The sequence below is a fragment of the Novipirellula galeiformis genome, assembly GCF_007860095.1.
In the GTDB taxonomy this organism is placed as follows: domain Bacteria; phylum Planctomycetota; class Planctomycetia; order Pirellulales; family Pirellulaceae; genus Novipirellula; species Novipirellula galeiformis.
The window spans coordinates 719174-746172 of record NZ_SJPT01000003.1 but is presented as its reverse complement, the minus strand read 5'-3'; the positions used below and the strand labels follow the sequence as shown (position 1 = coordinate 746172).

Sequence of the window (26999 nt, the reverse complement as noted above, 5' to 3'; positions counted from 1 at the left end):
GACCGCGTGCTGGCGTTTACCGCTGACGGGGAGCGTCGCCGCGAGGAGTCCATTTTGCGATCACCCCTGACTCGGCCACTTGGACGCGTCCTTCACAGCGCATTTCATCGTCATCGGACCGCAGTCGCACATGGACGATCACCTCTTCGCCCTCGGGTTGGACGTCTTGCCAATTCACCGGGACATGAAAACCGCTGACCGGGCGTGAGCGAATGAGTTGCGACACCTCTTCGGAGGAAAACTCCCAGCGGCCAATCTTGGCTTCGGAAGGCTCACGAGCGGGATCGAGCACGACCACCGTTAATTCAGCGTCGATTTCGAACTTCTCCAAATCGACCGTCGCCCCGCGATGATCGAGCGCGTTGATCACCAAGTACAAACCATCCACCGCGTCGTCATTGTCGGTTTGATGGCCACCGGACAATCCCGCATGAAGCTCGAGTTTCTCTGGCGCGGAGATCTTCGGTTGAGTTGCTTTGACCGCGTCGGGCAAAATGATTTGTCCCGGCGGTTGGGATTCACCTTTGCCGTTGGGCGAAGGCGGAGGAAGCACTTCTCCCGGTTCGATCGGGGCAATCTCGGTATCGGATTTCCCAGGCGGTTCGGGGACGCCGATCGGAGGCGGCAAGGGCATTACCTGTTTGGGTTTGCCTGAATCGGGGGTGTTTTGTTTGGGCGTGCCTGGTTTAGGCCCGCTGCGATTGGGATCGTCGGTAAACGGATTGTCCAAACGGTCCATCGGAACCGCTTGCCCCGGATCGATCAACGTGTCATCAAAGCCATGTTCCATATCAAACGAGTCGTATGACTCGGCGTGTGGATACATCGGGCCGTCCGACAAGGGGACCGGAGTCGGAACCGCGGGGCCATAGCTCGCCGAAGGCTTGTCGGAGGAGCGGCGAGGCGTCGAGAGATCGACCTCGACCAGTCCTTTTGCACGCTCAAGCTCATCTCGTAATTTTCGGTTTTCGTAGTCCGCCTCGTAAAGTTGGTCTTCGAGAACTCGGATCTCGTTGGCCATTCGCTGCTGGTACAAGTCCGAGTGGGCACGGTTTTGGCATCCCACCGAAAACAAAAGTCCGCTTGCGACGAGCATCACTGCGCAAACGAAACGACCGTGATTGGCAGAACCAACCAGTCCGGTGCGTTTCGTTGGGGCAGGAGGGCAAGACACGTTCGCGTCAGCTTTTGGGGTCAAGTCTTGGGTAGGGAAAGCGGGCTGCCAAAGTGCAGTCACCTCAATGCACTTCCACCACAAAACTCGATTAACAGGCCGATGGCATTCAGGTCAACGTCGGTTTCACGACATGCAACGTTTACTTGCCAATTGCTTGCATTTCAAAATTGGCTGGCCGGCCCAACGCTTCCGTCGTCGCTCGCTTCTCAGAGCCGAGTGGGGGCATGCAGCTCATGCAAGCGGAAATCGGTCGTGAGTTCTACTCTATTCCGCCGTGCTCGAGTTGTCGGTCCAACAAGCTTAGTGGGCTGCGGTCGGATGCGCCGCGCGTGAAGTCACCTCGAACCCGATTTCACTTAACAACCGCACGGCGTGCCGGTGCGCTAATTGCCGTTCATGCTCGTCGCCAAATCCGATGCTATGGTCGCGATAAATCAGCGTCGGATGGGCTTGCAATTCGACAAACCCTGCTTGGCGTGGATCGATCTTGTGGCGATGCAGCAACATGGCCATCGCAACATCACAAACCTGGGTCTGTATCTTGGTCTTGCGTGAAGGAACCATTTGCCACACCGCGGCGGTTCGTTTGTCGTCGAGTCGAGAAATCAAAATGGCATCGAAATCACTCGTTGAAAATCTTGCCGACGACGCACAAAGCACACTCGCCGATAAAACGGCGGTGGTTTGCCATGCCGCCGGCGAACGGTGATCCTCAAGAATACGCTGGCATAACCGAGTCGCCAACGGTTTGCACCCGTAACGCATCGCAATGGTGAGTTGGTCACTCATGCTACCGATCTCAGGGTGGTGAACAAGCCACGCTTCAATCAATCGTTTCATCAATAGACCATCGGCCGTCGCTGAGGTATCAGGGCCGAGATTGGAATGCGCCAATGACATCATCACCCGAATCGATAAATCAGGATGAGTTCTTCGTGGCGTGAGCGAATCGGCAAACAGCAATAGCGCCCAGTTCTCTAAGTCATCACTTGGCAATGTGTACGGAAGCCGGTTCATCGTCGCGGATACCGCTTCGGTCGAAACAGGCGCGGCGCTCACTTGAGGCCCCAGCCAATGTTCGATTCGTCGGGCCTGAGCCTGGTAGAGTTTCGCGTAAAATTGTCGACTCGCACGATCGTCGCCCACCAATTTGGCAAACGATTGCCAGCCCTGCAAATCAATTGCCGCCGCATCCGCATGTGGGTTCAGCAACCGATTGATTTGATCTTCGATGGCCGCTTGTTCGATCTGGCGGATCAAGCCGAGGGATTGGCAACGGACCTCCAAGGATTCATGATTCAGCCCTCGGGTGAGCGATCGGATCACCGCGCGGCGTGCATCGGGAGTGCGATCCGGATGCGTCGCATCGCTCCACAATCGGGTGAAGGCTTTTTTTCTCGTCGCATAGCTATCCGCATCGAGCAGCTCGACCCAGTGCTGGGGAGTCTCTTGTTGCGACGAGGACATCAGGGGCGAATGTGAATCGCCGTGGGAGTCCGCCGCATGGGTTGGCACGCAGGCGAGCGAAACGCAGATCACCAGGGCGACCTTCATCCCTTGGACAAGCGTTGCCGTTGCCGTTGCCGTTGCCGTTGCCGTTGCCGTTGCCGTTGCTCGGCGCGGAGGTGTTGTCTCACGCGGCCGGGACACGTGCATCGGCATTGTCCGATGCGCACCGGCGCAGCAGAAAGATATCCTGCGAAGCAGGAGCGAGCCACGCCCACGTTGCTGATGCCAGGGCCCAAGTTGCCGTCCGAAGGAATGTAAGTCCATGGCTCCCACTCTAGTTTGGGCCATTCGCATTCCGAGCGCCGGCTTGTCGCGTGGGGGCAGAGACACGATACCGGTTTCGGTTAAACTCATACAATCGGCATATTGAGAACGGCTCGATCGCTGCCCACCGTCCCTTGATCCCATTGCGCGGAAGCCCGACCATGCAAATGATTTGTTTTGAAGACTCCCGCGTCGGTCAACTCAACCCCATCATCCAGGCACGGCCGGCTTATGCCGTCACCTGTGCGAGTTTGCGATTGGTCGACCGCTTGAAAACACTTGTCGCCGGACCGCTGGCGGGGGCGTCGCTCTGCGGCGCGGTCCGCTCCTATTTAGCGGTCATCCAAAAATTGGATTATGAACTCGATCAAGCCGAGCCAACCTTTGGAAACGGAAAATGGTCGCGTGACGTCAATGGGATCATGTTGGTCAATGCACGTTTGGTACCACGCGTGGCGCTGGATAAGGTGCTAGTCACGCTGGCCAATGAAACCGAGTCGTGTTGTATTGTCGACGCCGATGACGGTTCGGTGTTGGTTGCGCGCTGGACCGCCGCCGACTTGGCTAGGAAGCAGTCCGAATACGCAGCGGGTGCCGAACAGCCAGTGACCGATTTTTTAGTCCAGCAATCCTTGGCGTTGCCGAAACGCAGCGTCGATGTGGCCGCGTTCCATTGGCCTCACGATGTGGTCGCGTGGCACATGAAGGAAATGCGTGAGTCGATCGAGTGGCGACTCGCTCATGGCGACTACACCGAAACGGCCGATGGCGTGTTTGTCAGCGAAGGGGTTTCGATTGGCCAATATGCGGCGATCAACACCGATAACGGCCCGATCCTATTAGAGCAAAATGTCAAAATTGGGCCGTTTTGTTACCTTGAAGGCCCGCTCTACGCCGGCGCGGGCACCCGTGTCATCGAGCACTCGGCGATCAAGGATGGCGTCTCGTTGGGACACACAGTGAAAATCGGCGGCGAAGTCGAAGCCTCCATCATCGAACCTTATACCAACAAACAACATCATGGTTTTCTAGGGCACAGCTATGCGGGGAGCTGGATCAACTTAGGCGCAGGCACCTGTAACAGCGATTTAAAGAACACCTATGGCACCATCAACATCGAGTATGGCGAAACAAAAATGGCAACCGGAATGCAATTCCTCGGTTGTTTCATCGGTGACTATTCCAAGTCCGCCATCAATACCAGTATTTTTACGGGCAAGGTGATTGGCGTTTGCAGCATGCTGTATGGTTTTGTGACCTCCAATGTGCCCAGTTTTGTTAACTACGCTCGCTTGTTTGGCCAAACCGCATTGCTGCCAGCCGATGTCATGATCAATACTCAAGCTCGCATGTTTGCTCGTCGGAACGTGCCCCAGCGTGAATGCGATAAGCAATTGATTTTAGACATGTACAGGCAAACCGAAGCCGAACGCGAAGTCACCGATCAGTACACCTTGTAAGTTTGCTGACATGTTTTAGTTTGCTGACACCGATTGGCTCACACCGAGCGGTGTTTCGCTAAGGTTATCGACGGGGTAGAGGCAAATGGCCTGCGCGCCTCCCGAATCATTCATTTTCTCATAAGACTCAAATCCTCAAATGACTATCCGAGTTGGAATCGTTGGTGCGACGGGCTACACCGCCCTGGAAGTCGCTCGTTTGTTGTTAGCCCATCCCGAAGCCGAACTGGTCGCCGCGACCAGCCGTGCGGAAGAGGGGACATCGATTGCTGAGATCCACCCCGAATTGGCGGGGCGTTGCGAGGTTGCGATTGAATCGCTCGACCCGGCGTCGCTCGCCAAGAAGTGCGACGTGGTGATGTGCTGTTTGCCGCACGGAGCCTCCGCCGAAACCTGCAAAGAATTGGTCGCCGAGGGAGTCCGGGTGATCGATTTCAGTGCAGATTTTCGCCTGTCCGACCAAGTGACTTATGAGAAATGGTATGGCGTCGAGCATCCTTGGCCCGAGCGAATTGGCTCGACCGTCTATGGGTTGCCTGAATTTTTTGCCGAGCAAATTCGCCAAGCTGACTTGGTTGCGAACCCCGGTTGCTATCCCACCTCAGCCATCCTGCCACTTGCCCCCCTGATCGCAAATCAGTTGATCGAAGCGACCGACATCATTGTGGATAGCAAAAGCGGTGTCAGCGGTGCCGGGCGAAGTGCCAAGGTGGCGACGCTGTATTGCGAGGTCAACGAATCGATTGCGGCGTACGGAGTTGGCTGCCATCGTCATCAACCCGAGATGGCGGACTTGGTCCAGCGGATTGGCGGACAGGAGATCTCGCTGCTGTTCACTCCCCATTTGACGCCGATGGATCGCGGGATTTTGTCGACGATCTACGTCCGACCGCGGAACATCCACGCAGCCGAAGTGATGGCGTGCTGGAGGAAACAGTACGCGGATTCTCCCTTCGTCAATGCCGTGGACCATTTACCCGCAACCAAGCACGTCTCGGGGACCAATTACGTCCAAATGTCGGCTCGCGATGCGGGGGATCGCATCGTGTTAGTCAGTGCGATCGACAATTTGACCAAGGGAGCCAGTGGTGCGGCGATTCAAAATATGAATGTCATGTTCGGACTCGAGCAAACCACCGGGTTGTAGTCGCCGCGATGATTCACAACCCGACGCGTCCGCTTTGAAGGTGTGTGTTTTTCGTGATCCGAAGCGTCAGCGAGGGAATGCTCCCCCTTGCCGCGGTCCCTTGCTCACGCGTCGGATAAGAATTTGCTGAGAAACGACATTATCGCAACTTCGATACTTTGGCATCGAGTGATGAAATGCACTCGACTCCCGACTCCCGACTCCCCTCTCCCCTCTCCCCTCTCCCCCTCTGGGCCTCTCGGCTCGTCTTGCGACGGACTTGGTGTTTACCTAATTTAAACCGCCTGAGGATTTCATTTCATTCAAAGGAACTCGTGCGATGTCACGTTTTTTAGCCGGCATGGTATGTGGCGCCGTGTTGTTATTTGGTGCCATGCACTACCACGTGGTACGTGGAAAAGAGGGCGTGTTTTTGGTACCCAAGATCAGCAAGAACCTCTCCAACGTGTACGTTGACATCCGCGATTTCAGGCTAAGCGATTGGCAGCAACACAAACCGCTCGCCGCAGCGATGGTTAAAAACAATCGCTCGGATCTCTTAGAAGATGCTTCATTGAGCAGTTTCCGAAATCAAGTCAGCGGTCTCGTTGACGGATTATTTGAGTAGCGATCGTTGAGCCGAGGCAGGAGCGGCAGCGCTAAATTCGCTCCACCGCCATCAAACTCTGCCAAAATGACTCTTCACGTCGAGCCCCTGGACTTCGTATACCTAACGAAGACATTTTCTAGGTTCTCGTTCTTGATGATAGCAATGAACAAACAATTTGCTTGGTTGATCGGTTGTGGGGTTGGCTTGCTGATCATGCTCACCCGTTGGACGTTACGGTTTCATTTCCATAATGATTCGCGTGCCGACTTAACGGCTCAAGGGATCGGTCACGTTTACGCCTCGCTTCACGCACATCAGATTGCCGGCTCGATGGCAGCCGAACGTGGCACGGTGGCGATGGTATCGCGGTCGACGGACGGCGAAATCGTGGCCCCATTGCTGCGTTTTTGTGGACACGAACCGGTGCGAGGCAGCAGCGGTGGAGTTCGCAAAGGAGGCACGACGGCATTGAATCAAATGATCCGCCGAGTCAATGAGGGACGAGTCGCGACGCTCGCGATCGATGGCCCCCGTGGACCCCGAGGCCGAGTGTACGGCGGAGCCGCGATGTTGGGAATGAAGACCACCGCAGCGGTCTTGCCCGCCGTCGTTATTCCACGAAACCGTTGGATCTTGAAGTCGACTTGGGATCGCATGCAATTCCCGCTCCCCTTCACACGCGTGGATGCTTATTTTGGGGATCCAATGCGACCTCGTGCCGGTGAAACGGTGGAAGCGTTTACGCTGCGAATCGAGACCGAACTGCACCGTCTGGAACAGACGTACGACCCCGCCGAATCCAAGTTTCTAGCGGTTCGCGACGCTCCCGAGCAGCAACGGGCTGCCTAAAACAGGTCGGCAAAGCAATCTTCGTTGCACAAAAAAGGCTTCCCAATGGAAGCCTTTTTTCATTGACCGCAAATACGTTGTTGAAGTGACGTTGTCGCCGTTTTTTCAGCAAATCACGACGCGGCACGTTCGTTTTAAAGTGGCACGATTGCAGCGTTTCTCCGTAAATCATAACCGAAGCGTAAGGGAGGGACCGAGTCATGAGTGGTATTCCCTCGCTTACACTTCGGGTTCTGAAAAGCGACACGGGATTCATACCGTAGCTGCGTTCACAAGAACGTGGTCCACCGTCGCGCGACGGTAGCTACATCCAAATTCAAAATGCTCAAGCGTGGCGTAGTCGATTGTGCTCGCGGCCGATCGGGTGACACCGCATGAATCTTGCACACCATGCTTCATGGCATCGATAACCTCCGGACGGATGTGAGCTCGCAAGCGGGGCCCCCAATCTCGCTCGGCGTCTGAAAACGTTGCTTGTCAAAGTGGGCTCCTTTACAATCGGACGCTCGTCAAGTTGCTTCACGCAACAAGCGTCATTCGCTGTGTCTTACAAGTGTGGTTTCATGAATTTTTTGCATCGTTGGTCAATGGTTGCTTGCCTTGTCGCGTGGCTTTGTAGCGATGCGGTGCCTTCGGCCGCTGCGGACGAGACGGAGCGGCATGTGGTGGTCGTCTCGTTGGATGGTTTGGCCGCGTACTTGGTCGACGACCCGATGGTTCCGCTGCCGACGATTCGTCGACTGGCACGCGAAGGCAGTATCGCTGATGGAGGGATGACGGTATCGAATCCTTCGGTGACTTGGCCCAATCACACAACGCTTCTGACCGGAGTGCGGCCGGAGAAGCATGGCGTGTTGGCCAACGGGGTTTTAGTGCGTGGAGCGATCGGGATGCCGACCACGATTGACTCACGCCGTGACCAACGTGATCTGGTCCGGATGCCCACGATCGTCGATGTGGCCCATGCGGCGGGGCTTTCGACGGCCGAGATTAATTGGCCCTGCACTCGTGGCTCGGATTCATTTGACGATCAATTTCCTGACGTTCCTGATTCACTCGCGCACACGACGCCTCGATTGCGCAAAGAGCTTGTCGAGCTAGGTTTACTGTCCGATGAATCGGATGCGTCCTTCCGAAGAATGAGCGCCGTGGGACGGGACCATATTTGGACCGAGGCGGCATGTCATGTGATTCGCCAACGCAAACCGAATCTGATGTTGGTGCACCTGTTGAATGTCGACAGCGTGCATCACACGTTGGGGCCTCAGACGGCCGCTGGCTATACCGCCAACGCGTATGCCGATATGTGTTTGGCACGGATCATCGCGGCGATTGATGACGCGGGGATTCGTGAGCGGACGACGCTAATTGTGGTCTCGGATCATGGGTTCACATCGACGCCAAAGGCGATCCGGCCCAACGTGTTGTTGCGACAAGCGGGGTTGTTGACTGTCGATGGCGGAAAGATCAGTGAAGCACAAGTGCATGTCGTTCCCGAAGGTGGCATCGGACTGGTTTACTGTACCCATCCCGGCGAAGCGGCACGTGCGGCGGAAGATTTCAAGCAGCGGTTGATCGGCCAAGAGGGCGTGGCCGACGTGGTGTTGCCCGCTGCCTATGCCAAACTCGGGCTGCAGCATCCGCGTGAGTACCGCCAGTCACCCGACGCAGTTCTCGTCGCTGCGGACGGATATGCGGTTTCCGGTTCAGTCGATGGAGAGACGTTGGTGGCGTCAAACACGGAAGCGAGGACCCCTCTCGGGTCGCACGGTTTTCTTTCCTCCCTGCCCAAGATGAAGGCCTTGTGCGTCCTGTCGGGATCAGGGATCGAGCGAGGGACGACGTTGTCGGCGGTCGAAAACATTGACATTGCGCCAACCATCGCCTCGTTGCTGGAATTGGATTATCCTGCGAGTGACGGAAAACCACTCACCGCAGCCATGATCCAACGGCGTGATTGACTGCGACCGCGATCGGGGCCGCTAATCGAGCCCACCGGATGGCGGTTCCAAGTAACCCTCTGAGTCGTTTTTCCGGTCCCGTTTTACCCGTATCATTTCCTTTTTTGCTTGCCTCGGTTGTCACCGGGAATGGACTTTGTGACCTATGATCTTCACGTTTGCCAAATCATCGCTCGCTTCCTTTACCATTGCGGTGGGGACAGGCCTAATTGCGTCCCTGCTTCTATCCACCCCGCTGCAAGCGGAGCCAAGCGATCGTCCCAACATCATCTTGTGTATGGCGGATGATCAAGGTTGGGGGGACACGGCTTACAATGGACATCCGTTGCTGAAGACTCCCCACTTGGATGCCATGGCAGCCGAAGGGCTGCGATTCGATCATTTTTATGCTGCCGCGCCCGTTTGTACTCCCACTCGCGCGAGTGTGTTGACCGGGCGACATCCCAATCGCAGTGGTGCATTTTCTTGGGGGCTGCCCATGCGTCCTCAAGAGATCACGGTGGCCGAGCGTCTTCAGGCGGCCGGCTATGTCACCGGACATTTTGGCAAATGGCATCTGGGGTCGGTGCTCAAAGACAGTCCCGTGAATCCCGCCGCTGCGGGATTCGATCAATGGTTGTCCGCTTATAATTTTTATGACAACGATCCGTTGCTCAGCCGCGAAGGAACTGCCGTTGCACTGGAGGGTGAAAGCTCGATCGTGACCGTCGATGCGGCAATCGAATTCATCAAGGAGCAAAACTCCAAAGGCAAACCGTTTTTGGCAGTCGTTTGGTTCGGTTCACCCCACAGCCCTCACCGCGCAGCCCCACAGGACCGCAAGCTTTACGAAGGCCAGAAACACGCGGATTGGCTGGGCGAAATCACGGGACTCGATCGGGCGGTCGGTAAATTGCAAGCCGCCCTGCAAGACGAAGGAATTCGCGACAACACGCTGTTCTGGTACACCTCGGACAACGGTGGACTACAAACGGCGAGCAGTGGGGGACGCAACAAGAAGGGTTCGATCTACGAAGGGGGACTGCGCGTTCCCGCAATCATCCAGTGGCCGAGTCGGATCAAAACGCCTCGCGTCACTCAGGCGGTCGCCAATTCGTCGGACATCTATCCGACATTGATGGAGATCCTGGAAATCGACACCGAACCGCAACCGGAACTGGATGGGGTGAGTCTGGTCTCGGTGATCGACAACAAATCCGACCAACGCGTCAAGCCGATGGGATTTTGGAGTTTCAACGCACGTGGAATCCTGACGCCTAGCGATGCTTGGATGCAAGAGTTGTTGGCGGCCCAGAAATCGGGCAAAGAGGACCGCGATGAATCGAGATTGATGTTGAACGCGGCTGAAATCAAACAGCAATACGAGGCCGACTACTTTGTTGGACATTCGGCGTGGAACGATTGGCCTTGGAAACTCCACCGCATCAGCGGCGCAGCCAAGAACAAACACGCGGCGGACAAAAACGTCACGACCGAACTGTACAATCTTGCAACCGACCCGATGGAAACGAAGGACCTTGCAAGTCAACATCCCCAACGCGTCGCGGCGATGCGAGAACAGCTCGAAGCGTGGCAAGCGTCCGTAATCCAAAGTCTGAACGGCAAAGATTACCCAGAGTCACACTAGAGCATTTTGACGAATGACGTGAGATTCAAACTGTTGCTGCGTTCGCAAGAACGCGGTCTACCGTCGGGCGGCACGAGTTACATCAAAATTAAATATGCTCTAACGCACCGTGTCGAAATGAATGCCGCGCCGATGGGTTACTTTGCAACGTTCCACGGATCGAGATTTTCGAATGACTCGGTTTGTGACTCCGTCTGCAGCGAGGCAACGGGATCGCTGCAAAAGTCGATCGCGTGAAAACCGGCCGGTCGATGATTCCCGCTGTCGCCCAAACCGCCAAATGGCAAACTTCCCGCTGCGCCGGTGGTCGGGCCGTTCCAGTTGACGACGCCCGCACCGACCCGATCAACAAAGGTTTCGAACATGGCTTCGTTGCCTCCTACCAGCGAAGCGGCCAATCCGTAGGGCGTGTTCGCAGCCGCGCGGAGGGCGGATTCGAAATCATCGACTCGTTGGATTACAAGCAGCGGTCCAAACCATTCCCATTGTCCAATCGCTTTGAGCTCGTCGTCGCTACAGTGGGTTGCGTCGACGATCGCGGGGTGCACCAGGTTGTTTCGTTGCGGGGCGACTTTCCAAGGCAGCAAGGGCTTGCAACCGTGCGTCAAAAGACGGTCGTAAGTCTGGTTCAGCCCCGCCGCGGCGGAGGCGGAGATCAAGGGGCCGACGTGGGGCATCGTGGGATCCGACGGCAATCCAACGCGGAGCGATTGAGTTTGGGCGATGATCGCGTCGAGCTGTTGATCGCTGTGTTCGCCTGCGACGAGGATGGCCCGCCGGGCACAAGAGCAGCGTTGTCCCGAGGAAATGAACGCCGAAAAGGTGACGAGGTTGGCGGCGGCCTGCGGCGGAACCGAGTCGCAGACCACGATCGGATTGTTGCCGCCCAGCTCTAATGCCAACAACACCTCGGGGCGTCCGCTGAGTTGACGGTGGATGGCCCTGCCGGCCGCTCGGCTGCCGGTCAAGAAAACGGCATCCAACAAGGGAGAATCGATCGCAGTGGTTGCCGTTTCGATGCCGCCTTGGATCATTTGCAGTACGCCATCGGGCATTCCCGCGTGACGCCATGCATCGACCATCCAAGCTCCCACTGCGGTCGCTTGGTCACTCGGCTTGAAGACGATGGTGTTGCCCGCCAACAGTGCCGGGACGATTTGTCCGCCGGGTAGATGGAGCGGGAAATTGAATGGTCCGAGCACCAAGGCAACGCCTAGCGGGTGATAGCGGACAACGCGTCTCGGCGAACGCTCGTCAATGAGGGTCGTGCTGCGCCGCTGGGAGAGGGCGGTGACGGTGAGATCGATTTTGCCGATTGCCGCATTGACTTCCGCATCCGCATCCCACGGCAATTTGCCAACTTCTTGAGAAATTAAAGTGCGAATTTCATCGCGATGCTCACTCAAGTATTGAGCGTAGTTGAGTGCAATTTGGATTCGCTGTGACACAGACGTGCGACGCCAAAATGCCGTAGATTCCTGCGCCGATGTAAACGCTTGCGCGATTTGTTGCGGCGTGGAAGTGGGGCCTTGGAAGACAACCGAGTCATCCAGCGGGCTGGTGCTTTGAAACAATTTTGACATTTCTTGATCCCAATTCGATTGAGCTTCAGTTTCTGACCTAGGGTTTCTTAGGCAAGCAAGCGGACGGAGCGTAGATCACCCGCTTCTCATTATCCACCTTCGGACCGTCGATTCAGATGAAACGTATTCAAAAAAATGGTTTTTCTTTCCTTGAAGTGATCGCAGCAGCAGTGATCTTGTTTGTGGTTAGCGCCGCGACGGTAGCAACGTTTGCTCCGGCGCAAGCGACAACGGAGCACCGTTTGCCCCCAGGCGAAATCGAGAATCTCAATCGTTTGGCACAAACCTATCTCCAGGAAATTGGCATGTTTCCACGAAATATCCATGATATGGTGCGTTGCGGCTACGTGCCCAACACGACCCCTTCGGAGCAAGCTCGAGTCACTCAAATCCGTCGTGATTACACTTACGACCATGCAACGGGAACGTTTTCCCCACGCTAAGTCGCTTCGCGATGATCGCGTCCATATTTAGGGTCGTCGAGGAGACGTTGCGAGCGAGAAATTGTTTGCACCTCCACGTCGACCCATTTTTGTTTTGGGGATGCATCTTGTTGAGGGATGCACCGGGGTGATGAATCATCGGGTTGCACCTTACGAATCGATCAACGCTTTGAACTCGATTTCCGTCAACACGTTGACCCCGAGTGACTTGGCTTTCGTCAATTTGCTACCCGCCTTTTCGCCCGCGACCAAGTAATCGGTTTTCTTGCTGATGCTGCTCGAGGCACGGCCGCCAAGTTTTTCGATCAAGGCTTTGATCTCGTCGCGATTGAAATGTTGCAACGTTCCCGTGACCACCAACGTCTTTCCCGCCAAAGGGGCATCGCCCAGATCGGGAAGCTCTTCGCTTAGTTTGACGTTCGCGGCTCTCAGTTCGGCAAAAACTTTGCTCCCATAATCGCTGTGCAAGAACTCGTGCATACTCTTGGCAATCGCGTCACCGATCTCGTGAATCGAGGCCAAGTCCTCGACCGACGCGGATTGCAATTGGTCGAGGGTGGGATATTGGCGTGTGATTAACTGAGCCACACGTGGTCCCACATGCCGAATCGAAATCGATGCCAGGACACGAGCCAGACCACGCGATCGACTTGCTTCGACGCCGGCGACTAAGTTTTCGGCATTCTTCTTGCCGACTTGAACGTCGATCATTTTGCCGTCTTTGCCTTTACGTTGTTTCAACCAATGGACGTCGGCAAGTTCATTCACGGTCAACCGATACAGATCGGCATAGCTCGAAACGATTCCCCGTTGGACTAGCAATTCGACCAATTCGTCGCCCAGACCATCGATGTCCATGCCCGGACGGCTGCCGAAATAGATGAGCCGTTGACGTAATTGTGCGGGACATTCGGGATTGGGACAGCGAATGTAGACGCCGCCATCGTCACGGACCAACTCGGTGCTGCATTCGGGGCAATGGGTTGGGAAGCGAAACGGGGGAAGCTCGGATTTCCGTTCATGTTTCTCAACCCGCACCACCTTGGGGATGATCTTGCCCGCCTTTTCCACGACCACGACATCGCCTTCGCGAACATCAAGCCGCTCGATTTCGTCAGCATTGTGTAACGACGCTCGCGAGACGGTCGTGTCGGCGATATCGACCGGTTGCAAATGGGCGACCGGAGTGATCGCGCCCGTCTTGCCCACTTGCACGCTGATCGACCTGAGCAGCGTGACCGCTTCATACCGCTCGAACTTGTAAGCGATGACCCAGCGTGGGCTCTTGCTGCGGATGCCCAACCGCTCACGCTGATCAAATCGGTTGACTTTGAAAACGATGCCGTCGACTTCAAACGGCAGGTCGGGCATCTCCTCTTCGAAGACCGCGACGGCTTTGAGTGCCTCGGCTGAGTTTTCAAGGACCTGGACTTGCGGTGTCGGAGGGATTCCCAATTTTCCGACTTCGTCTAAGAAAGCGATGTGGTCTTGGGCACTCAGACCCTCGGATTCTCCGATGCCGTGGCAGAAAAAGCGAAGTTTGCGTTCGGTGGCGATGGACGGATCGAGCAAGCGAATCGTCCCTGCGGTCACATTGCGTGTGTTTTTGAACGGTTCGGAACCGGCCTCGGTTTGGCGGAGATTCAAATCGGCCAAATCCGCATTGGTCATGTAAACTTCGCCGCGAACTTCGAGCACCGATGGCGGGGTCTCGCCAACGAGTCGCAGTGGCAGATCGCGGATCGTGCGCGCATTGTGCGTAATGTCGTCGCCGACTTGTCCATTGCCACGCGTGAGCGCCGTGACCAGCTGGCCTTGCTCGTAGCGGACCGACGCCGCGACCCCGTCAATTTTGAATTCCATCACCCATTGGATCGGTTCGCCGAGCAGTTTTTCGGTGCGGTCGAAATAGGCTTTCAGCTCTTCGCGAGAGTACGTGTTGTCGATCGACAGCATCGGTACGGTATGAGGCACTTGAACCAAGTGCTCCACCGGTGCGTCGCCAACTCGCTGGGTGGGCGAGTCGGCCGAAGCGAGTTCAGGGTGCTCGGTTTCAAGCCGCTTGAGCTCTTCGAGAAGTCGGTCGTATTGAAGGTCCGTGACTTCCGACGTCGCTTCGACATAGTACAAATGATCCAAACGGCGGATTTCGGTTCGCAACTCGGCCACACGTTTTGCGATTAATTCGTTTACCACCGATATTTCCTGCGGATGTTCAAAGAGTCAATTCGAAGAGGGACGCGCTCGTCCGGATATTTCATAACCCGAAGCGTGAGCGAGGGAATGATCATCCTTGGTGCGGTCCCTCGCTCACGCGTCGGGTTATGATTTTCGCCAGGCAAGACCGCTGACAGAATACGATAAAACATCGTCCTCGATAAAGTCACGATCGTTGAATTTTATGAGCGCGTTGATCGTGTGTTCGGGTGAGCGTTCACGGCATCCACCGAGCGGAGAGGTTTTCCTACGACTTGGGGGGCGCGGGAGGATTTCCCGTCGGAGGGTTGTGCGGAGGACGCGAGGCCGACGGTCCAGCGGGATTCGGATTCGGCGTTCGCGTCCGCGCGGTAGGACGCCGTTTGATCGGCGTCAGGGCGTGCTGAGCTTGATAAGCGACCTGGGCAATCAAGGAATCGACCCGGTTGCGGCAAATGGCGTAAGCCGCGAGCGATGGAATCGCGACGATCAACCCACCGACCGTGGTCACCAGGGCTTGATAGATCCCTTCGGCGAGATCGCCTGCGCCGGCGGCACCGCGCGTCGTGGCGACTTGTTGAAACGCGAAGATCATTCCCGTCACTGTTCCCAATAGCCCTACCATCGGAGCGATATTGCCGATCACGCTCAGGTATTCGATCCGCCGCATCAAGCGAGCGGATTGTTCGGCCAAGGAATCTTCCACCGCTTTTTCCACTTCTCGCCAACCGAATTCCAGTTCGGATAATCCCGACAACAACACCACACTGAGCACGCTCGGTTCACGTCGACATGCCGTATCGGCCTCGTTGACGCGTGCGTTTAAGAGGGCTTGGCGAACCGTGTCACTGACGCCCTCGGGCAGAACATCGGATTTGCGAAGGGTCATCGTTTGGTCGAACACCAAATAAGCCGCCGCAATGCTGAGGGCAAATAACACCAGCAGAATCAGCAGTCCAATGATGCCTCCACTCAGGATAATGTCGAACATACCTGCGGCTTCAGGCGTTTCCGTTTGCGCGAGCAATCCGGCCGTTGTGGCGGAAAGAAATGAGTTGGCGATCGGGTTCCATCCATCCATGTTCATGACGTCTCCTCGAGATCGGCAGCGCCGACCGAAAGTAAAAATTCGGCATCCGCCAGCAGGGGATCATCCCAGCGAAGACGCAGCACTCCATCGTTTTGTAAATTCGAGATGGCTTGATGATGTCGTTCGCGAATTTGTTGCTCGGCCCGATCGACGCGGTCGCGACTTTGGGCGAATGACAATGCGAACATCGAGATCAATGCGGTTGGCAAAATCGCTAATAACAAACTCGTCAGCATCATGGCGAGTTCAGGGCGTGGAAAGCGATCCAAGTCACCGGACAGCGTGGTCAGTGCTAAAAAACTCGCGACAAAATAATCGCGGTACAACGCCACAATCGGGCCTGCCATGAACAACCAAAACACAAACGTGGCCAGCGTTGCGAACAGGATCGTCGCCGAGCGCGAGATCGCGACGCGATCGACCTCTTCGTCAAAGATCCGCTGGGACATCTCTTGCAGCGTATCGATGCCGGCAAGGTAGGCGACCTGCGAGCGTGAATCGTTGTCCTCGTCGTGATTCCAATTGGTCGCCGCGTGACGCTGCTTTCGTAACACGGCCAATTCGTCGCGGAATCGGCTGGCTAAGGGGCCCAGTCGATCGGCGACGGCGGCGGCACTGCGCCGCCGAAGTCCGTCGCGGACGTCTTGCTCAGCGCCTTGTTGTGCGGTCAAGTTTTTTGTGCTTGTCCAAACCGCGCTGACGAGTGATGGCAATGATCCCGACAACGAGATCATCACACGGTCCCAAGCGCCGTGAGTCAAGTTTAACAGTCCAAGTTGTGAACGATACGGAAACCAAAATGCCGCGGTTTCCGTTAACAACGCCATCCGAAGTCGGGAGCGAACGGCCGCACGCAACGGGCCGTCACTACCGACAAGCGACTCGGCAACTTGAGTCGGAATCGTGGTGGCTTCGCGGTTCAGACGCCGAACGGCACCGGTCAATCCCGGTAATTGGTCGCTCAACACCCCGTGTAATGCCATCCGAAAACGACCATCCAGCGCGGCGAGTCGCGTGCTACGTCGCCGATCGCCTTCCCAAATTTGCCCCAGTTCTTCCTGCAAACGCGCCGCAACTTGTTCGCCCGCCGCTTGGGCAATCTCGGATTCCTCTCGTCCTTCGATTTCGAAGTCCATGATCACGATCGGACGAGCAATCAGGCTGGTAGGAGCAAGTTCGCGCATCCGAGTCGCAAAGGCATCCATGTCCGCGTCGAGGCGATCGTCGTGTTCCCGGACGGCATTGATGACCGGGATCAACACGCTCCCTTCGCTCGCTTCGGCCAACATTCCCACCGCGACGCTGCGAAGTTGATCACGTCGAACCACCAATAACATCGCCGTGGCAAGCGATAACGCTCGTGATGCGACGCCCGCGATCGCACGCCGATCGTCGGTCGATCCAGGGGCGTCGACTAACAAGTAGGGGATTCCAATCGATTGCATGTGCGCGGGGTCACAGTGCAAAAATTGTTCAAAGCGTGGGTCGAGATCGGCCGGGGGCGTCGGGCCAATCCAGACCAGGTTTTCGGTCGCTTCGTCCGCATTGTTGCCGCTGCGAACGGAGTTTGCCGCCTTGGAGTTGCGAATCAGTTGACGGATCAACCACGACTTTCCCTGTCCCGTCGCACCGATCACCGCGATCACCGATGTCCCGCTACTGCGGTCCTGCAAGATCATTCGCCGCGCTTCGGCATGTTGGTCGCATAATTCCAACACTTCGCGGCCCGTGGGGCTGTCGGCCAACACGCTGGTCGCGGAATGCCGTACTCGTCGGAGGAATAAATCGCCCGGAAGACTGAGCGATGGGCTTGTCGCCATGGAATCTTCGTGGACGGAGGATGGGACGGACACTTCAGGCACTTTCAATCTTCACTTTCAATCTTCAATCTTCAATTTCATCGGCCAACACCGAATCGGCGACACGTCCGACGATGGGAAGGTGACCGGGGAGTGGCCAATCGCAGCAAAACTAATCACGAGGCACCTCGATGCCTCGCACAAGTGCTTGTAATTCTTCGTCCGTCGTGCGGCCTTCGATCTCGGCTTCGGCCGTCAGTTGAACGCGGTGTCGCATTGCCGGCAAGGTGATTTCGACCACGTCATCGGGGATCGCATAGTCGCGTCCCGAAAACGCCGCTAACGCGCGAGCGGATTGCATCAATGCAATGCCGGCTCGAGGCGAAGCGCCGAGATGAAATGCCGGCCATGTTCGCGTGGCACGGACAATTTTGTTGATGTAGTCGACCAAGCTGTCCTCGATCAAGACTTGGCCACACAACTTCATCGCTTCGATCAAACGCTCGGGATTGGTGACCGTTTTCACTTCGTCACGCAACCGCTGATTCAAATCGACTTGTTGGCTGTGCATGCGGAGGATATCGGCCTCTTCTTTGGCCGAGGGATAATCGACTCGCAATTTGAACATGAAACGGTCGAGTTGGGCTTCCGGCAAATTGTAAGTGCCTTCGCTCTCAAGCGGGTTTTGGGTCGCCAACACCAAGAACGGACGCGGCACCCGATGGCTCGTTCCATCGACCGTGACGCGGTACTCTTGCATGATTTCCAACAACGCCGCGTGGGTCTTTGCGGGCGAACGATTGATTTCATCGGCTAACAACAGCTGTGTAAATACCGGTCCCGGGCGAAAGCGGAACTCGCTACGTTGCATGTCGTAGACCGGAGCTCCGGTGATGTCCGAAGGCATCAAGTCGGCGGTGAATTGGATCCGGCCGAACTCGCATCCCAGTACTTGACCGAGCGTTCGCACGAAGAGGGTTTTGCCGAGCCCCGGAACCGACTCGATCAACACGTGGCCGCCGGCAAACAACGCCGTCAAGGTGCCCAGCACCAGCTCGTCTTGACCAACATACAACTTGCTGACTTCAGCGGAAATGTCGCGGAATAATTGTTCGATGGGCTTCATCTTTGTCGACGTGGTCGACGTGGCTGCTGCTAGCGGTTCAGAGGGCTGCGGTGCGGGGGGCGGTGTGTCCAAACCCGCGTCGTCAAGACTTTGCGGCGTCCCCGCCGTCGATGTGCTCGGTTGAGGTGGCACGCTCGGTCGAGGTGGCATAGGGTTCGGCGGAGTCTCGCCCCGAGTGGGAGCGTGGGGGTCGTTCGAAGGAGGAAGATTGCTCAAGAGTTCGCCGTGGTGTCAGAGTCGGTTGGGTCAAGAGAAGAATGTGTGTCAATGGCGGTGTGAGTATGACCGGCGGTGGGCTTCGCTGGTAGACCGGGCGAGTGCGATACCGCCGACGGGGTTTCGAGCGGGGGCGGGCCGCTAGCGGTGGCGTGTTCCGGTTCCGCTAGGACCCAGGGGCCTTGCGTTTCGCCGTGAATACGACGCATGTATTCGCTGATGCGATGCCGGGCAAAACCTTCCCCACCAGCCCGGTTCATCAACGTGGCGACCGCATCCAAGTGGTCCCCGAAGTTACCTTTTGCGTGGTAGCGTACGTGGCGAGCGCGTCCCAGGGACGGCAACAACATCAAACAAATCACCAAGCCCAATAATGCAGCGTGGACGGTCACTAGACTCATCGGCCACGTGGTTAGCAATTCCCATCCCGAGGCCTTCGGTACGCCCGGTTTGGATTCACTGACGGGCAACGATTGTGCATCGATACTGATAAAACCGGCACGCGGTGTCGAAGAGGTGGTCGATTTTACCGCGACGCTGACGATTTGGTCCGCCAACGAACGCGGGAATGGTTTGGTGAACGCGTAATTCGTCAACAACGATCCTCCGCCGACGACGATGATCTGCGATCCGCTCCATTGTTTCGATTGCATTTCGGCGACAATCACCGTGCCGCTTTGATCTTGCAATCGAGGTTGCATGGATACCGGCGTGCTCGTGATGGATGAGTTTGGTGGATTGTTGGATTGGGGGGACACCGGACCCGTGGAATTTTGATTCGCCGCTGCGGCTGTGGTGGGGGGAGCGGACGTGCCGTTTGCATCAGGCTCGATCGCCCATTCAACGGTGTAGGAATGCGAACCGTCTAGCTCCTCACCGATCGCGCCGGCCCAAGATCCACCGAGTTGCTCGATCGTATGGCTCTGGGGTAAAGGGGTGCCGACAAACCAGCCATTGGACACGGGAGTGCTACGGTTCAATCGCCACTGCATGCGTTGGTTGATACTTCGCGCCGCGCGACGACGATACTCCAAGCGTTGTTCGGGAGGGGCCAACTTGCTGGCATCAAGCCAATAATCCGCTTCGCTGCCGCTGTCGGGGATTACAAACACCAGCGTGCGGTCGCCCTGAGCGAGCCATTGTTCCAACCAACGAGTGACTTGAGGATCAAACGAACGATAGTTAGAGGGTGTCCAAACGAGTACATCATTTTTCAAGACGCGATTGGAAAGCCGCGAAACATCGCGGTGCTCGAAACCGGCATTTTTGAACGCCTGGCGAAACGCTCCGAAGCCATTCAGGCTTTGTTCGCCGTTGCGGCCTGAGGAATCGCCGTAATGGGTCGCCAGACCGCCGCAGCCGATCGTAACACTGGTCAACAGCAGCGCGCCGATGATCGCGATAAGGCGAGTCGCGGCGCAACGCGATGCCAAAACGCTTGGCTTCGTTTCGTCTTTATAATTGCAAATGCCAGACCCGCGGGGGATACCGGACAAATAGGTTGATTGGTGGCTGCCATGCATCATGCCGCTACCTCATGATGCAATTGAACTTTGCCTTCGAGTGTCTCGTTGAGTTCCCAGAGATCGCGAAATTCCGCATCGGTAATTTGTTGACGTCCAAAATAAGAACGCTCGAATGCATGGGTCGTCTGTTTCAGCAGTGCCCCGATTTGGGCATCGGCGTTGTGCGTTTCGCGAACGTATTTCCCGTTCGTTTTGCCACGATTGAGCCGCAGAATCGAAACGCGGTCCAGTAGCAACAATTGGTGGGCGAAAAGTAGGATCACTGCTTGGTCGTACTGTCCTTGGTTCATCAAACGCAACGCCTCGCTACGCAGGTTTACGTCGGTGCGCCGCAATTCCGCAGGCAAGTGCTTCATTCGCTCGATGGTTTGTTCGTCAGGATTGTCCGCGCGTTCGATCAAGTTGGATCGGGGATGGGAGCTCAAGTCGATGTCCGATTTCGACAAGGCGTAAATCAACGTGCCGACCAATCCCGCGATAATGGCGACCAGGAAAAACCAAGCGAACAGATTGCCGAGGGTTAAATTGGTTCCAAACCAGCCGCCACCGTTGGCACCGGCCGGCGTGGCATTGGGAGCCGGAGGAGCTGCTTTCTTCGCGACTTGCTCTGGCTTAGGCAACCAACGGCTATCGCGATTCACAGAATCGTCCACACTGGTTTGGACGGTCACTGGAACGATCGTGCCTTCGTCGGGGCGGTACCAATTCGTCGAAGGCAAGGCGTCTTGGGCAAAGGATTTCGTTGGGGCCGATGCAGCGGAGTTGTCTTGCCCGCTTGAGCTCGCGGCGATGGTACCGATAAGTGCCATCACGATGGCGATTCGCAACGTGGCGTTTCCGTAGGCGGCAACTCCCATCGCGTCGTTGTATCGCTTCGTTTGGTCGTTTCGCATTAGCGCGTCCCTCCACCGCTGTGGACCGTTGGATCGGGTTCAGAGGCTGGGGGCTGGGGTTCAGGAGAGGTGGTGGCGTGGGAAGAGCGAGGCTTGGTTGGTTCGGGTTTGTTGCTTGGCCGCACCGATAATCCCGCGTCTTCACCAAATTGCCGCATTGCTTCGGCGCGAATGGCGAGTTCAACCTCCCACCCTTCGAGTCGAATTCGCGTATCGAGATAGTTTAACAAACGCATCACGACACTGACGCTGGCGACCAACCACAGCGAAGCGGGAAAGATTCCAAGCAAGAAAAATAGATCCCAGTCGGGGGTGCCGGTGGCGATCACGCGGATGAACAAGAGCGAGCAAAGCACACTCATGAAAATCCAAAACAGAATAAATGCCGAGGCCAAAAAGCGACCGCTCAAGTCACTCGCCATCGGTTGGTGAAGCGATCGGGATCGCCGGCGGAGCGTGATGACCGAGGCCGATGGGCTGCGCAAGGGACATTGTTCAAGCAGCAGGATCTCCGGCATGAAGGGACGGTTGCTGCGAACCAAGGCAGCTACGACTAGAAGGCAAATCGGCACCATCGCATCCCAGAACCAAGTGGCCGGTTGTGCTAAGCGAAACGCACAGATCACCATCGCGGGGACAGCCCAGCGGACGACCCCGAGCACCCAGAACCAACGCCAAAAGTATTGCTTCGCATCATGGAAGACACTGGCCCACGTGGGGCGACTCTCGAACACGGCTTGGCCAAGGTAAATCGTCGTGGCCACTCCTGCGGCCGGCGTTTGTAGAATCACGAGCAGCGACATCCAGACGACATATCTCCAAATTTCGGCCACCGCATCGGGATCGTCCGCTCCGTAATCGGATTCGGAAAGGGGGATCCAGTAGAGTAGCAACGCATTCAGGATCGCCCAGGGACACGCGCCGACGAAGAATCCAATTGCAATCGCTGCGGGATATCGGCGCAGCATGACGAGCGACAAGTCGCCAATCTCGGACAACGTTCGGCGGCGAATCACGACATGGGTACGGTCAAGTTGCATGTGTCACACGCCCCGCTGATGTCGAACCGCTCGATTGGAGCTCGCCCACCGTTGACTCGTTGCGTGCCGAGTGATCGTCGTGGGCACGTTGCGGCCAGGGGAACCCGAGAATCACGAAGTAGAAGGTAATCAATCCCGAGGACATGACGGCCCAGGCGGCTTTGAAGATGAACGGTAATGGACTCGGTGACAGGAAGCCCTCGGTGAACGCGGCGAGCACAAACATCGCGGCCGCGGCGGCCATCACAGGAATGGCACGAATCGCACTGGCGCGAAGCGAATCGATGCGGTTCAATCCGCCGGTGTGGAACCATCCCACTCCCAACCGCAATCCGGCGGCGGCCGACAGTGCGATCGCGGTCAATTCGAACGGGCCATGGGCCGTGACGAATTGAAAGAAATTCTCGCCTCCGGTCACATCGGGCCTGGCCATGTAACCAAACGCGACGCCTAGCACGACAGCGTTGTAGGCGAGTTTGAACAGGCACGGGATGATCAAGATTCCTGAGGCGAAGCAGGTCAAGCCAATGCCGGTGTTGTGGTTGATGTAGAAACCGGCCATCGAGACGTAATGGTCGAGCGAGCCTTCGAGTTTGTCTTCGTACATCGATTCGAGGCTTTCCAGTTGGCTCTCGCCCATCACGGCGGTGGCAAACCCGGGGAATCGTTGTTCGTCGTAGCCCATGTACATGGCCAGGGTGAACAGGCCGAAAAACAATAGCGTTGCGACTCGCACACACGAGTCCGCAAAAATTTGTCGAGGCGCTTCGTAGAACAACACGTCGATCCAGGTCGACGGTTCGGAGGGGGCGGCGCGATAGAGTTGGTTGTGGGCACGGGCGACAAGTTGGTGCAGGTAGGTGACCGTGTTGGGGGGCAATTGATAGGCGTCGGCCAAGGCGAGGTCCGCGCACGCGGAGCGATACAGCGAGGCAAATCTCGCGATCCCTTGCGCACCACGATGCTCCGCCCCGCCCGCTCGGTCGGTGCGTCCGCGGGATTCCATCGCATCGCAAAGCGTTTCGAGTTCGCTCCACTGGACGCGGCGTTTGTCAAGAATCGAAGCAACATTCATGGTTGAGGCTGTTCCGGTGTCTGAGCGGGAATACCCGAGAACCGCTGCGTCGGTTTGTTCGCGTCGCGTGCCAAGGGGCTGAAATCAGCGAGCTGACCCAAATCAGGTAACTCGGCGGAAGCGTCGGCCAAGAAGGTTTTGTAGTACAGCGAGTACATCAACAAATCGGGGTCAATGTCGTTGCGAAATTCGAATTGCTCAATCAACGGGATCGTCAGATGCTTGGCGATTTCGCGTCGCCGCGCGGGGGTAAGGTAATGCCGTCGCTCGGCGTAGATCGCTAACGTCTTGGCCATGCTACGCGAAACGCGATAGTCCGCAGGAATGAATGACGCCAAGGCGGGGACGCGAGGGTCGTCGACCTTGGCGATCGGCAACCGCCAACTGCGTTCGTCCACGATCACCATCGTGCCGGCCGCCAAATCGCCCAGCCGTTGCATCCGGCGAGTGAAAATCATCGACAACAAACAAACCATCGCCGTGGGAATGATGAACGCCGGAGGAGCCTCTTCGGCACCCAGGCTCGATAGTGGAGCCACCGGCAAAAAGTCCGCAATCCGTAATAAGTTTCGAATCAAGGCGCGTTTCCCCGTAATTGGACGCCCCTCGATATCGATGACGCGAATTCCGGTAGCCCATTTTCCCACGGTTCGGCCGTTGAAGTACGTTTCCATCGTCGCACCGTAAAACCAGCTGACCACAAAATTCAAAATCAACGCACCGGCACCGATAAACGGGCCAAAAAAACGTAAATCAAGAATGGCACCGGTGACCAACATCAACAACACGATGCCGATAATCACCAACCATCGCACGGCAACGTCGATCAAATAGGCGGGCAAGCGACGGAACGGGCCCGCTAGCTGGTAATTGAACGCGATGTTTTCAGGCGTGACTACCGCGATCGTCGTGTCGAGTGCAGCAGGGACGCTCATGCGGTGGCTTGTGGCTCAGTGGCGAAGGATGCGATGGAGGCGTTTTGGCTTGGCCATGATTATCGCTTGCAAGACCCTCGTCGTGCAACCATGGCGGTTTCTAGAAGCTGCCACCTGCGCTCGCTAACGCATTGTCACAGGAATCCCAACTTGCCATGTGGTAAACTCGAAACCACCTTCGCCGGTCGCCAGGCGTTTGCAACCCATCGCCAGACGATTGGATCACGCGTTTGGATCACGCGACGCTCTCTCCCCCCATTGGGTCGTTTTCGAATTTTTATCGGTAAGTGTTTGGCGTCTGCGTACCAATCCCCCGTAGCAAGCCCCATCGCAAACAGCGTCGTTTGCCCATGAACAGGTGAGAAGTGGCAGTTCAGACTTGATGACGACCGACGAATTTGAAAACGACCGTTATGAGCAATTTCTGCAGTATTTCCTGCGGGATCAAACTCGCATCTTTGCCTACATACGGTCGTTGTTGCCGCAATACGCCGATGCACAGGATGTCTTTCAACGCTCGAGTATGACGTTGTGGCGAAACTTTGACGACTTCGATGAACAACGTTTGTTCCTGCCCTGGGCCTGTGGTATCGCGTTTAACGAGGTGCGAAACTTTCGGCGTGTTTCCGGTCGCGATCGATTGCACTTTTCGGACGATCTGATCCAGCAATTGGCCGAGCGACGGATGGCAACGTTAGGGCAACGTGATCGGCGATCCTCCGCAATGCGAATCTGTGTCGAACACCTGAAACAGACCGATCGTGATCTGATCCGACTCGCTTATGAAGAGTTGCGTTCGGTTGCCGAGATTGCGGAATTGACCGGCAAGGCCGTACAGACACTCTACAACCGTTTATCGGGGGTGCGGCGGTCGCTGTTGCAATGCATCGAAAAACGAATCGCTGCCGAGGAGGTCTCGGGATGAACGAATCTGGAAAAGCCAATGACGAAGCCATGCTACGCGATCTTCTAGCGAGATTGCTTGATGATTCGATCACGGAACCCGAACACCAAGCGTTGCAAGAACGTCTGCGTGACGACGCGGATGCTCAACAGACTTACTTTGACCATCTCGATCTGGATACCGATCTGCGTGAGATGTCGCATGCGATGCCGATTCCCAATGCCAAGCCTCGTGCTGCTAAGCGAGTGCGGTTTCGGGCAGCCGTAGCAGCTTCGGTTTTAGCGATTGCTTCGTTGACGTGGTGGATTCGCCGTGAAGGGATCGAACGGGCGAATCCGTTGCCCATTCCCGACGTGGTGTTGGTTCAATCCGCGGGCGGCGAGTTTTTTCGCGATGTGATGCCACCGGTGGGACAGGCGTTGCGAAGCAATCATCCCTATGCCTTGGTCGCGGGGGTGATCGAACTGAGGTTCCCTAGTGGTGCCGAAGTCATTCTCGATGCACCGACGGTGATCGAAATTGCCGCCCTGGATCGCTTGATCGTCCGTCAGGGTTCTTGCAGCGTTTATGCACCGCCGGGCGCCGAAGGTTTTCAAGTCGTTACCCCCAAAACCGAAGTCACCGATTTGGGGACCCGGTTTTCCGTCGCGGTGAACGAAGCGGGGGATACCGAGGTGCAAGTGGTCGAGGGCGCCGCCGAAGTTCAACCGCGTGATCGCTTGCCCGCAAGCAAAGTGTTGCTCAGGGAAAATCAGGCGAGTCTGTTTGAGGGAGGCGATTCGTCGTCCCTTGAATTTCAAGCGAACAAGTATCGTCGCCAACTGCCCGATCGCGTGATGGAATTCCAGATGGGAAGCCGCAACGGCAAGCTCAATGGAGAATTGAAACGCGTTTCGGTTCAACGTGGTGGTACGCCAAGGCATTACGATGTGTCGGAGTTGATTGGGATTGAGGTCACCCACTTTCGCGGTGATGCGAATACTCAACACATGTCGGTTTCGTCGGAGGATCCTGCGGAGGTTGGGGAGAGTCGCCGAGCGGTTTTGGAATCGGACACGCGACTTCACACAGGTTTCCTCAATTTAGGTGGCAGCTCGCAATCGCTCACTCGCGATCCTGTTCTTGAGGAAAGCGATGGGGCCGAAACGACTCACGGAATGGCGATTCGATTCCGCAAGCCGATTATCAATGCCGCGGGGCCCGACGTCGTGTTCTTTGAATTACAATCAGCCTTGAATCCTGCCGATGGCGATGGCTTTCACGTCAGCCCGCTAAGGTTTTCGCCTGGATTGCGATCGTTGACGGTGATGCGATACGACATCACTTTGAACTCCGCCGAGGCGCTGTCGATTCCCGATTTCGATCTGTTGCAGTTCAACTCGCCGGTTCGCTCGGTCGACGAACTGCTTAGCGGAGCCTTCGAGCGACTGAATCCTTCCATTCCTTTCTGGGCGATCGTGGTCGGAATTGACCTGAGTGATCTGGGGTACGCGCAAGGTGACGCGGTTGACGGATTGTTCTTTCAGGACGCCAGAGATGACGAACAACGTGTGGACCCCGTTTTTATTGCAGGGTTGCCTGCAGAATGAT

Annotated in this window: 21 protein-coding genes; 9 read left to right on the top strand and 12 right to left on the bottom strand. The window is 56.6% G+C overall.

Going from position 1 to position 26999, the window contains the following annotated elements; all coding sequences use genetic code 11:
- Nucleotides 1-16: 16 nt before the first annotated feature.
- On the bottom strand, nucleotides 17-1096 hold the full coding sequence (locus Pla52o_RS10635) for a hypothetical protein (protein WP_146594557.1): 1080 nt from the start codon (nucleotides 1094-1096) through the stop codon (nucleotides 17-19).
- A 381-nt stretch (nucleotides 1097-1477) separates the two neighbouring features.
- Nucleotides 1478-2833: a hypothetical protein gene (locus Pla52o_RS10630; RefSeq protein ID WP_146594556.1), complete on the bottom strand. Its 1356-nt coding sequence runs from the start codon at nucleotides 2831-2833 to the stop codon at nucleotides 1478-1480.
- Between the two features lie 278 nt (nucleotides 2834-3111).
- Here Pla52o_RS10630 and Pla52o_RS10625 point away from each other — a divergent pair, with 278 nt between their 5' ends.
- The 6 genes from Pla52o_RS10625 to Pla52o_RS10600 all read left to right on the top strand — a co-directional run bounded on the left by Pla52o_RS10625 (nucleotide 3112) and on the right by Pla52o_RS10600 (nucleotide 10583).
- Nucleotides 3112-4410, top strand: coding sequence for a putative sugar nucleotidyl transferase (locus Pla52o_RS10625; protein ID WP_146594555.1), 1299 nt, complete (start codon nucleotides 3112-3114; stop codon nucleotides 4408-4410).
- A gap of 139 nt (nucleotides 4411-4549) precedes the next feature.
- Nucleotides 4550-5557 carry an N-acetyl-gamma-glutamyl-phosphate reductase gene (gene argC, locus Pla52o_RS10620; RefSeq protein ID WP_146594554.1) on the top strand — a complete coding sequence of 336 codons (1008 nt, stop codon included), beginning with the start codon at nucleotides 4550-4552 and terminating at the stop codon, nucleotides 5555-5557.
- Between the two features lie 319 nt (nucleotides 5558-5876).
- Nucleotides 5877-6164: a hypothetical protein gene (locus Pla52o_RS10615; protein ID WP_146594553.1), complete on the top strand. Its 288-nt coding sequence runs from the start codon at nucleotides 5877-5879 to the stop codon at nucleotides 6162-6164.
- Nucleotides 6165-6308: 144 nt separating this feature from the next.
- Nucleotides 6309-6995 carry a DUF374 domain-containing protein gene (locus Pla52o_RS10610; RefSeq protein WP_197169157.1) on the top strand — a complete coding sequence of 229 codons (687 nt, stop codon included), beginning with the start codon at nucleotides 6309-6311 and terminating at the stop codon, nucleotides 6993-6995.
- A 563-nt stretch (nucleotides 6996-7558) separates the two neighbouring features.
- The gene (locus Pla52o_RS10605; protein WP_146594551.1) at nucleotides 7559-8956 is read left to right on the top strand and encodes an alkaline phosphatase family protein; all 1398 of its coding nucleotides are present in this window, start codon (nucleotides 7559-7561) and stop codon (nucleotides 8954-8956) included.
- Between the two features lie 145 nt (nucleotides 8957-9101).
- Entirely contained in the window at nucleotides 9102-10583 is a 1482-nt protein-coding gene (locus Pla52o_RS10600; RefSeq protein WP_146594550.1) for a sulfatase family protein, read from the top strand.
- 137 nt (nucleotides 10584-10720) lie between these two features.
- On the opposite strand, the gene Pla52o_RS10595 is transcribed toward Pla52o_RS10600, so the two are convergent.
- Nucleotides 10721-12166, bottom strand: coding sequence for an aldehyde dehydrogenase family protein (locus tag Pla52o_RS10595; RefSeq protein ID WP_146594549.1), 1446 nt, complete (start codon nucleotides 12164-12166; stop codon nucleotides 10721-10723).
- A gap of 116 nt (nucleotides 12167-12282) precedes the next feature.
- On the opposite strand from Pla52o_RS10595, the gene Pla52o_RS10590 reads away from it, so the two are divergent.
- Entirely contained in the window at nucleotides 12283-12609 is a 327-nt protein-coding gene (locus tag Pla52o_RS10590; protein ID WP_146594548.1) for a membrane or secreted protein containing Prepilin-type cleavage/methylation, read from the top strand.
- Nucleotides 12610-12759: 150 nt separating this feature from the next.
- Here the strand turns inward: Pla52o_RS10590 and ligA are convergent, their stop codons facing one another.
- The 9 genes from ligA to Pla52o_RS10545 all read right to left on the bottom strand — a co-directional run bounded on the left by ligA (nucleotide 12760) and on the right by Pla52o_RS10545 (nucleotide 24505).
- Complete coding sequence (ligA, locus tag Pla52o_RS10585; protein ID WP_231612244.1) at nucleotides 12760-14805, bottom strand: NAD-dependent DNA ligase LigA; 2046 nt, start codon at nucleotides 14803-14805, stop codon at nucleotides 12760-12762.
- A gap of 268 nt (nucleotides 14806-15073) precedes the next feature.
- Entirely contained in the window at nucleotides 15074-15886 is an 813-nt protein-coding gene (locus Pla52o_RS10580; protein ID WP_390620853.1) for a MotA/TolQ/ExbB proton channel family protein, read from the bottom strand.
- A 2-nt stretch (nucleotides 15887-15888) separates the two neighbouring features.
- On the bottom strand, nucleotides 15889-17715 hold the full coding sequence (locus tag Pla52o_RS10575) for a hypothetical protein (RefSeq protein ID WP_146594546.1): 1827 nt from the start codon (nucleotides 17713-17715) through the stop codon (nucleotides 15889-15891).
- A 151-nt stretch (nucleotides 17716-17866) separates the two neighbouring features.
- The gene (locus Pla52o_RS10570; RefSeq protein WP_231612242.1) at nucleotides 17867-18970 is read right to left on the bottom strand and encodes an AAA family ATPase; all 1104 of its coding nucleotides are present in this window, start codon (nucleotides 18968-18970) and stop codon (nucleotides 17867-17869) included.
- Between the two features lie 62 nt (nucleotides 18971-19032).
- Nucleotides 19033-20469 (bottom strand): hypothetical protein, encoded by a 1437-nt coding sequence (locus tag Pla52o_RS10565; RefSeq protein WP_146594545.1) that lies wholly within the window; start codon nucleotides 20467-20469, stop codon nucleotides 19033-19035.
- An 89-nt stretch (nucleotides 20470-20558) separates the two neighbouring features.
- The gene (locus Pla52o_RS10560; RefSeq protein WP_146594544.1) at nucleotides 20559-21455 is read right to left on the bottom strand and encodes a DUF4129 domain-containing protein; all 897 of its coding nucleotides are present in this window, start codon (nucleotides 21453-21455) and stop codon (nucleotides 20559-20561) included.
- On the bottom strand, nucleotides 21455-22495 hold the full coding sequence (locus Pla52o_RS10555) for a hypothetical protein (protein WP_146594543.1): 1041 nt from the start codon (nucleotides 22493-22495) through the stop codon (nucleotides 21455-21457). The genes Pla52o_RS10560 and Pla52o_RS10555 overlap by 1 nt, the downstream gene beginning before the upstream one ends.
- Complete coding sequence (locus Pla52o_RS10550; protein WP_146594542.1) at nucleotides 22485-23570, bottom strand: stage II sporulation protein M; 1086 nt, start codon at nucleotides 23568-23570, stop codon at nucleotides 22485-22487. Before Pla52o_RS10550 ends, Pla52o_RS10555 begins: the two co-directional genes overlap by 11 nt.
- Entirely contained in the window at nucleotides 23567-24505 is a 939-nt protein-coding gene (locus tag Pla52o_RS10545; RefSeq protein WP_146594541.1) for an RDD family protein, read from the bottom strand. The genes Pla52o_RS10550 and Pla52o_RS10545 overlap by 4 nt, the downstream gene beginning before the upstream one ends.
- Nucleotides 24506-24887: 382 nt before the next feature.
- Between Pla52o_RS10545 and Pla52o_RS10540 the strand changes: the two genes are divergently transcribed.
- Nucleotides 24888-25430 (top strand): sigma-70 family RNA polymerase sigma factor, encoded by a 543-nt coding sequence (locus Pla52o_RS10540; protein WP_146594540.1) that lies wholly within the window; start codon nucleotides 24888-24890, stop codon nucleotides 25428-25430.
- Complete coding sequence (locus Pla52o_RS10535; RefSeq protein ID WP_197169156.1) at nucleotides 25427-26998, top strand: FecR domain-containing protein; 1572 nt, start codon at nucleotides 25427-25429, stop codon at nucleotides 26996-26998. Before Pla52o_RS10540 ends, Pla52o_RS10535 begins: the two co-directional genes overlap by 4 nt.
- Nucleotide 26999: the final 1 nt, after the last annotated feature.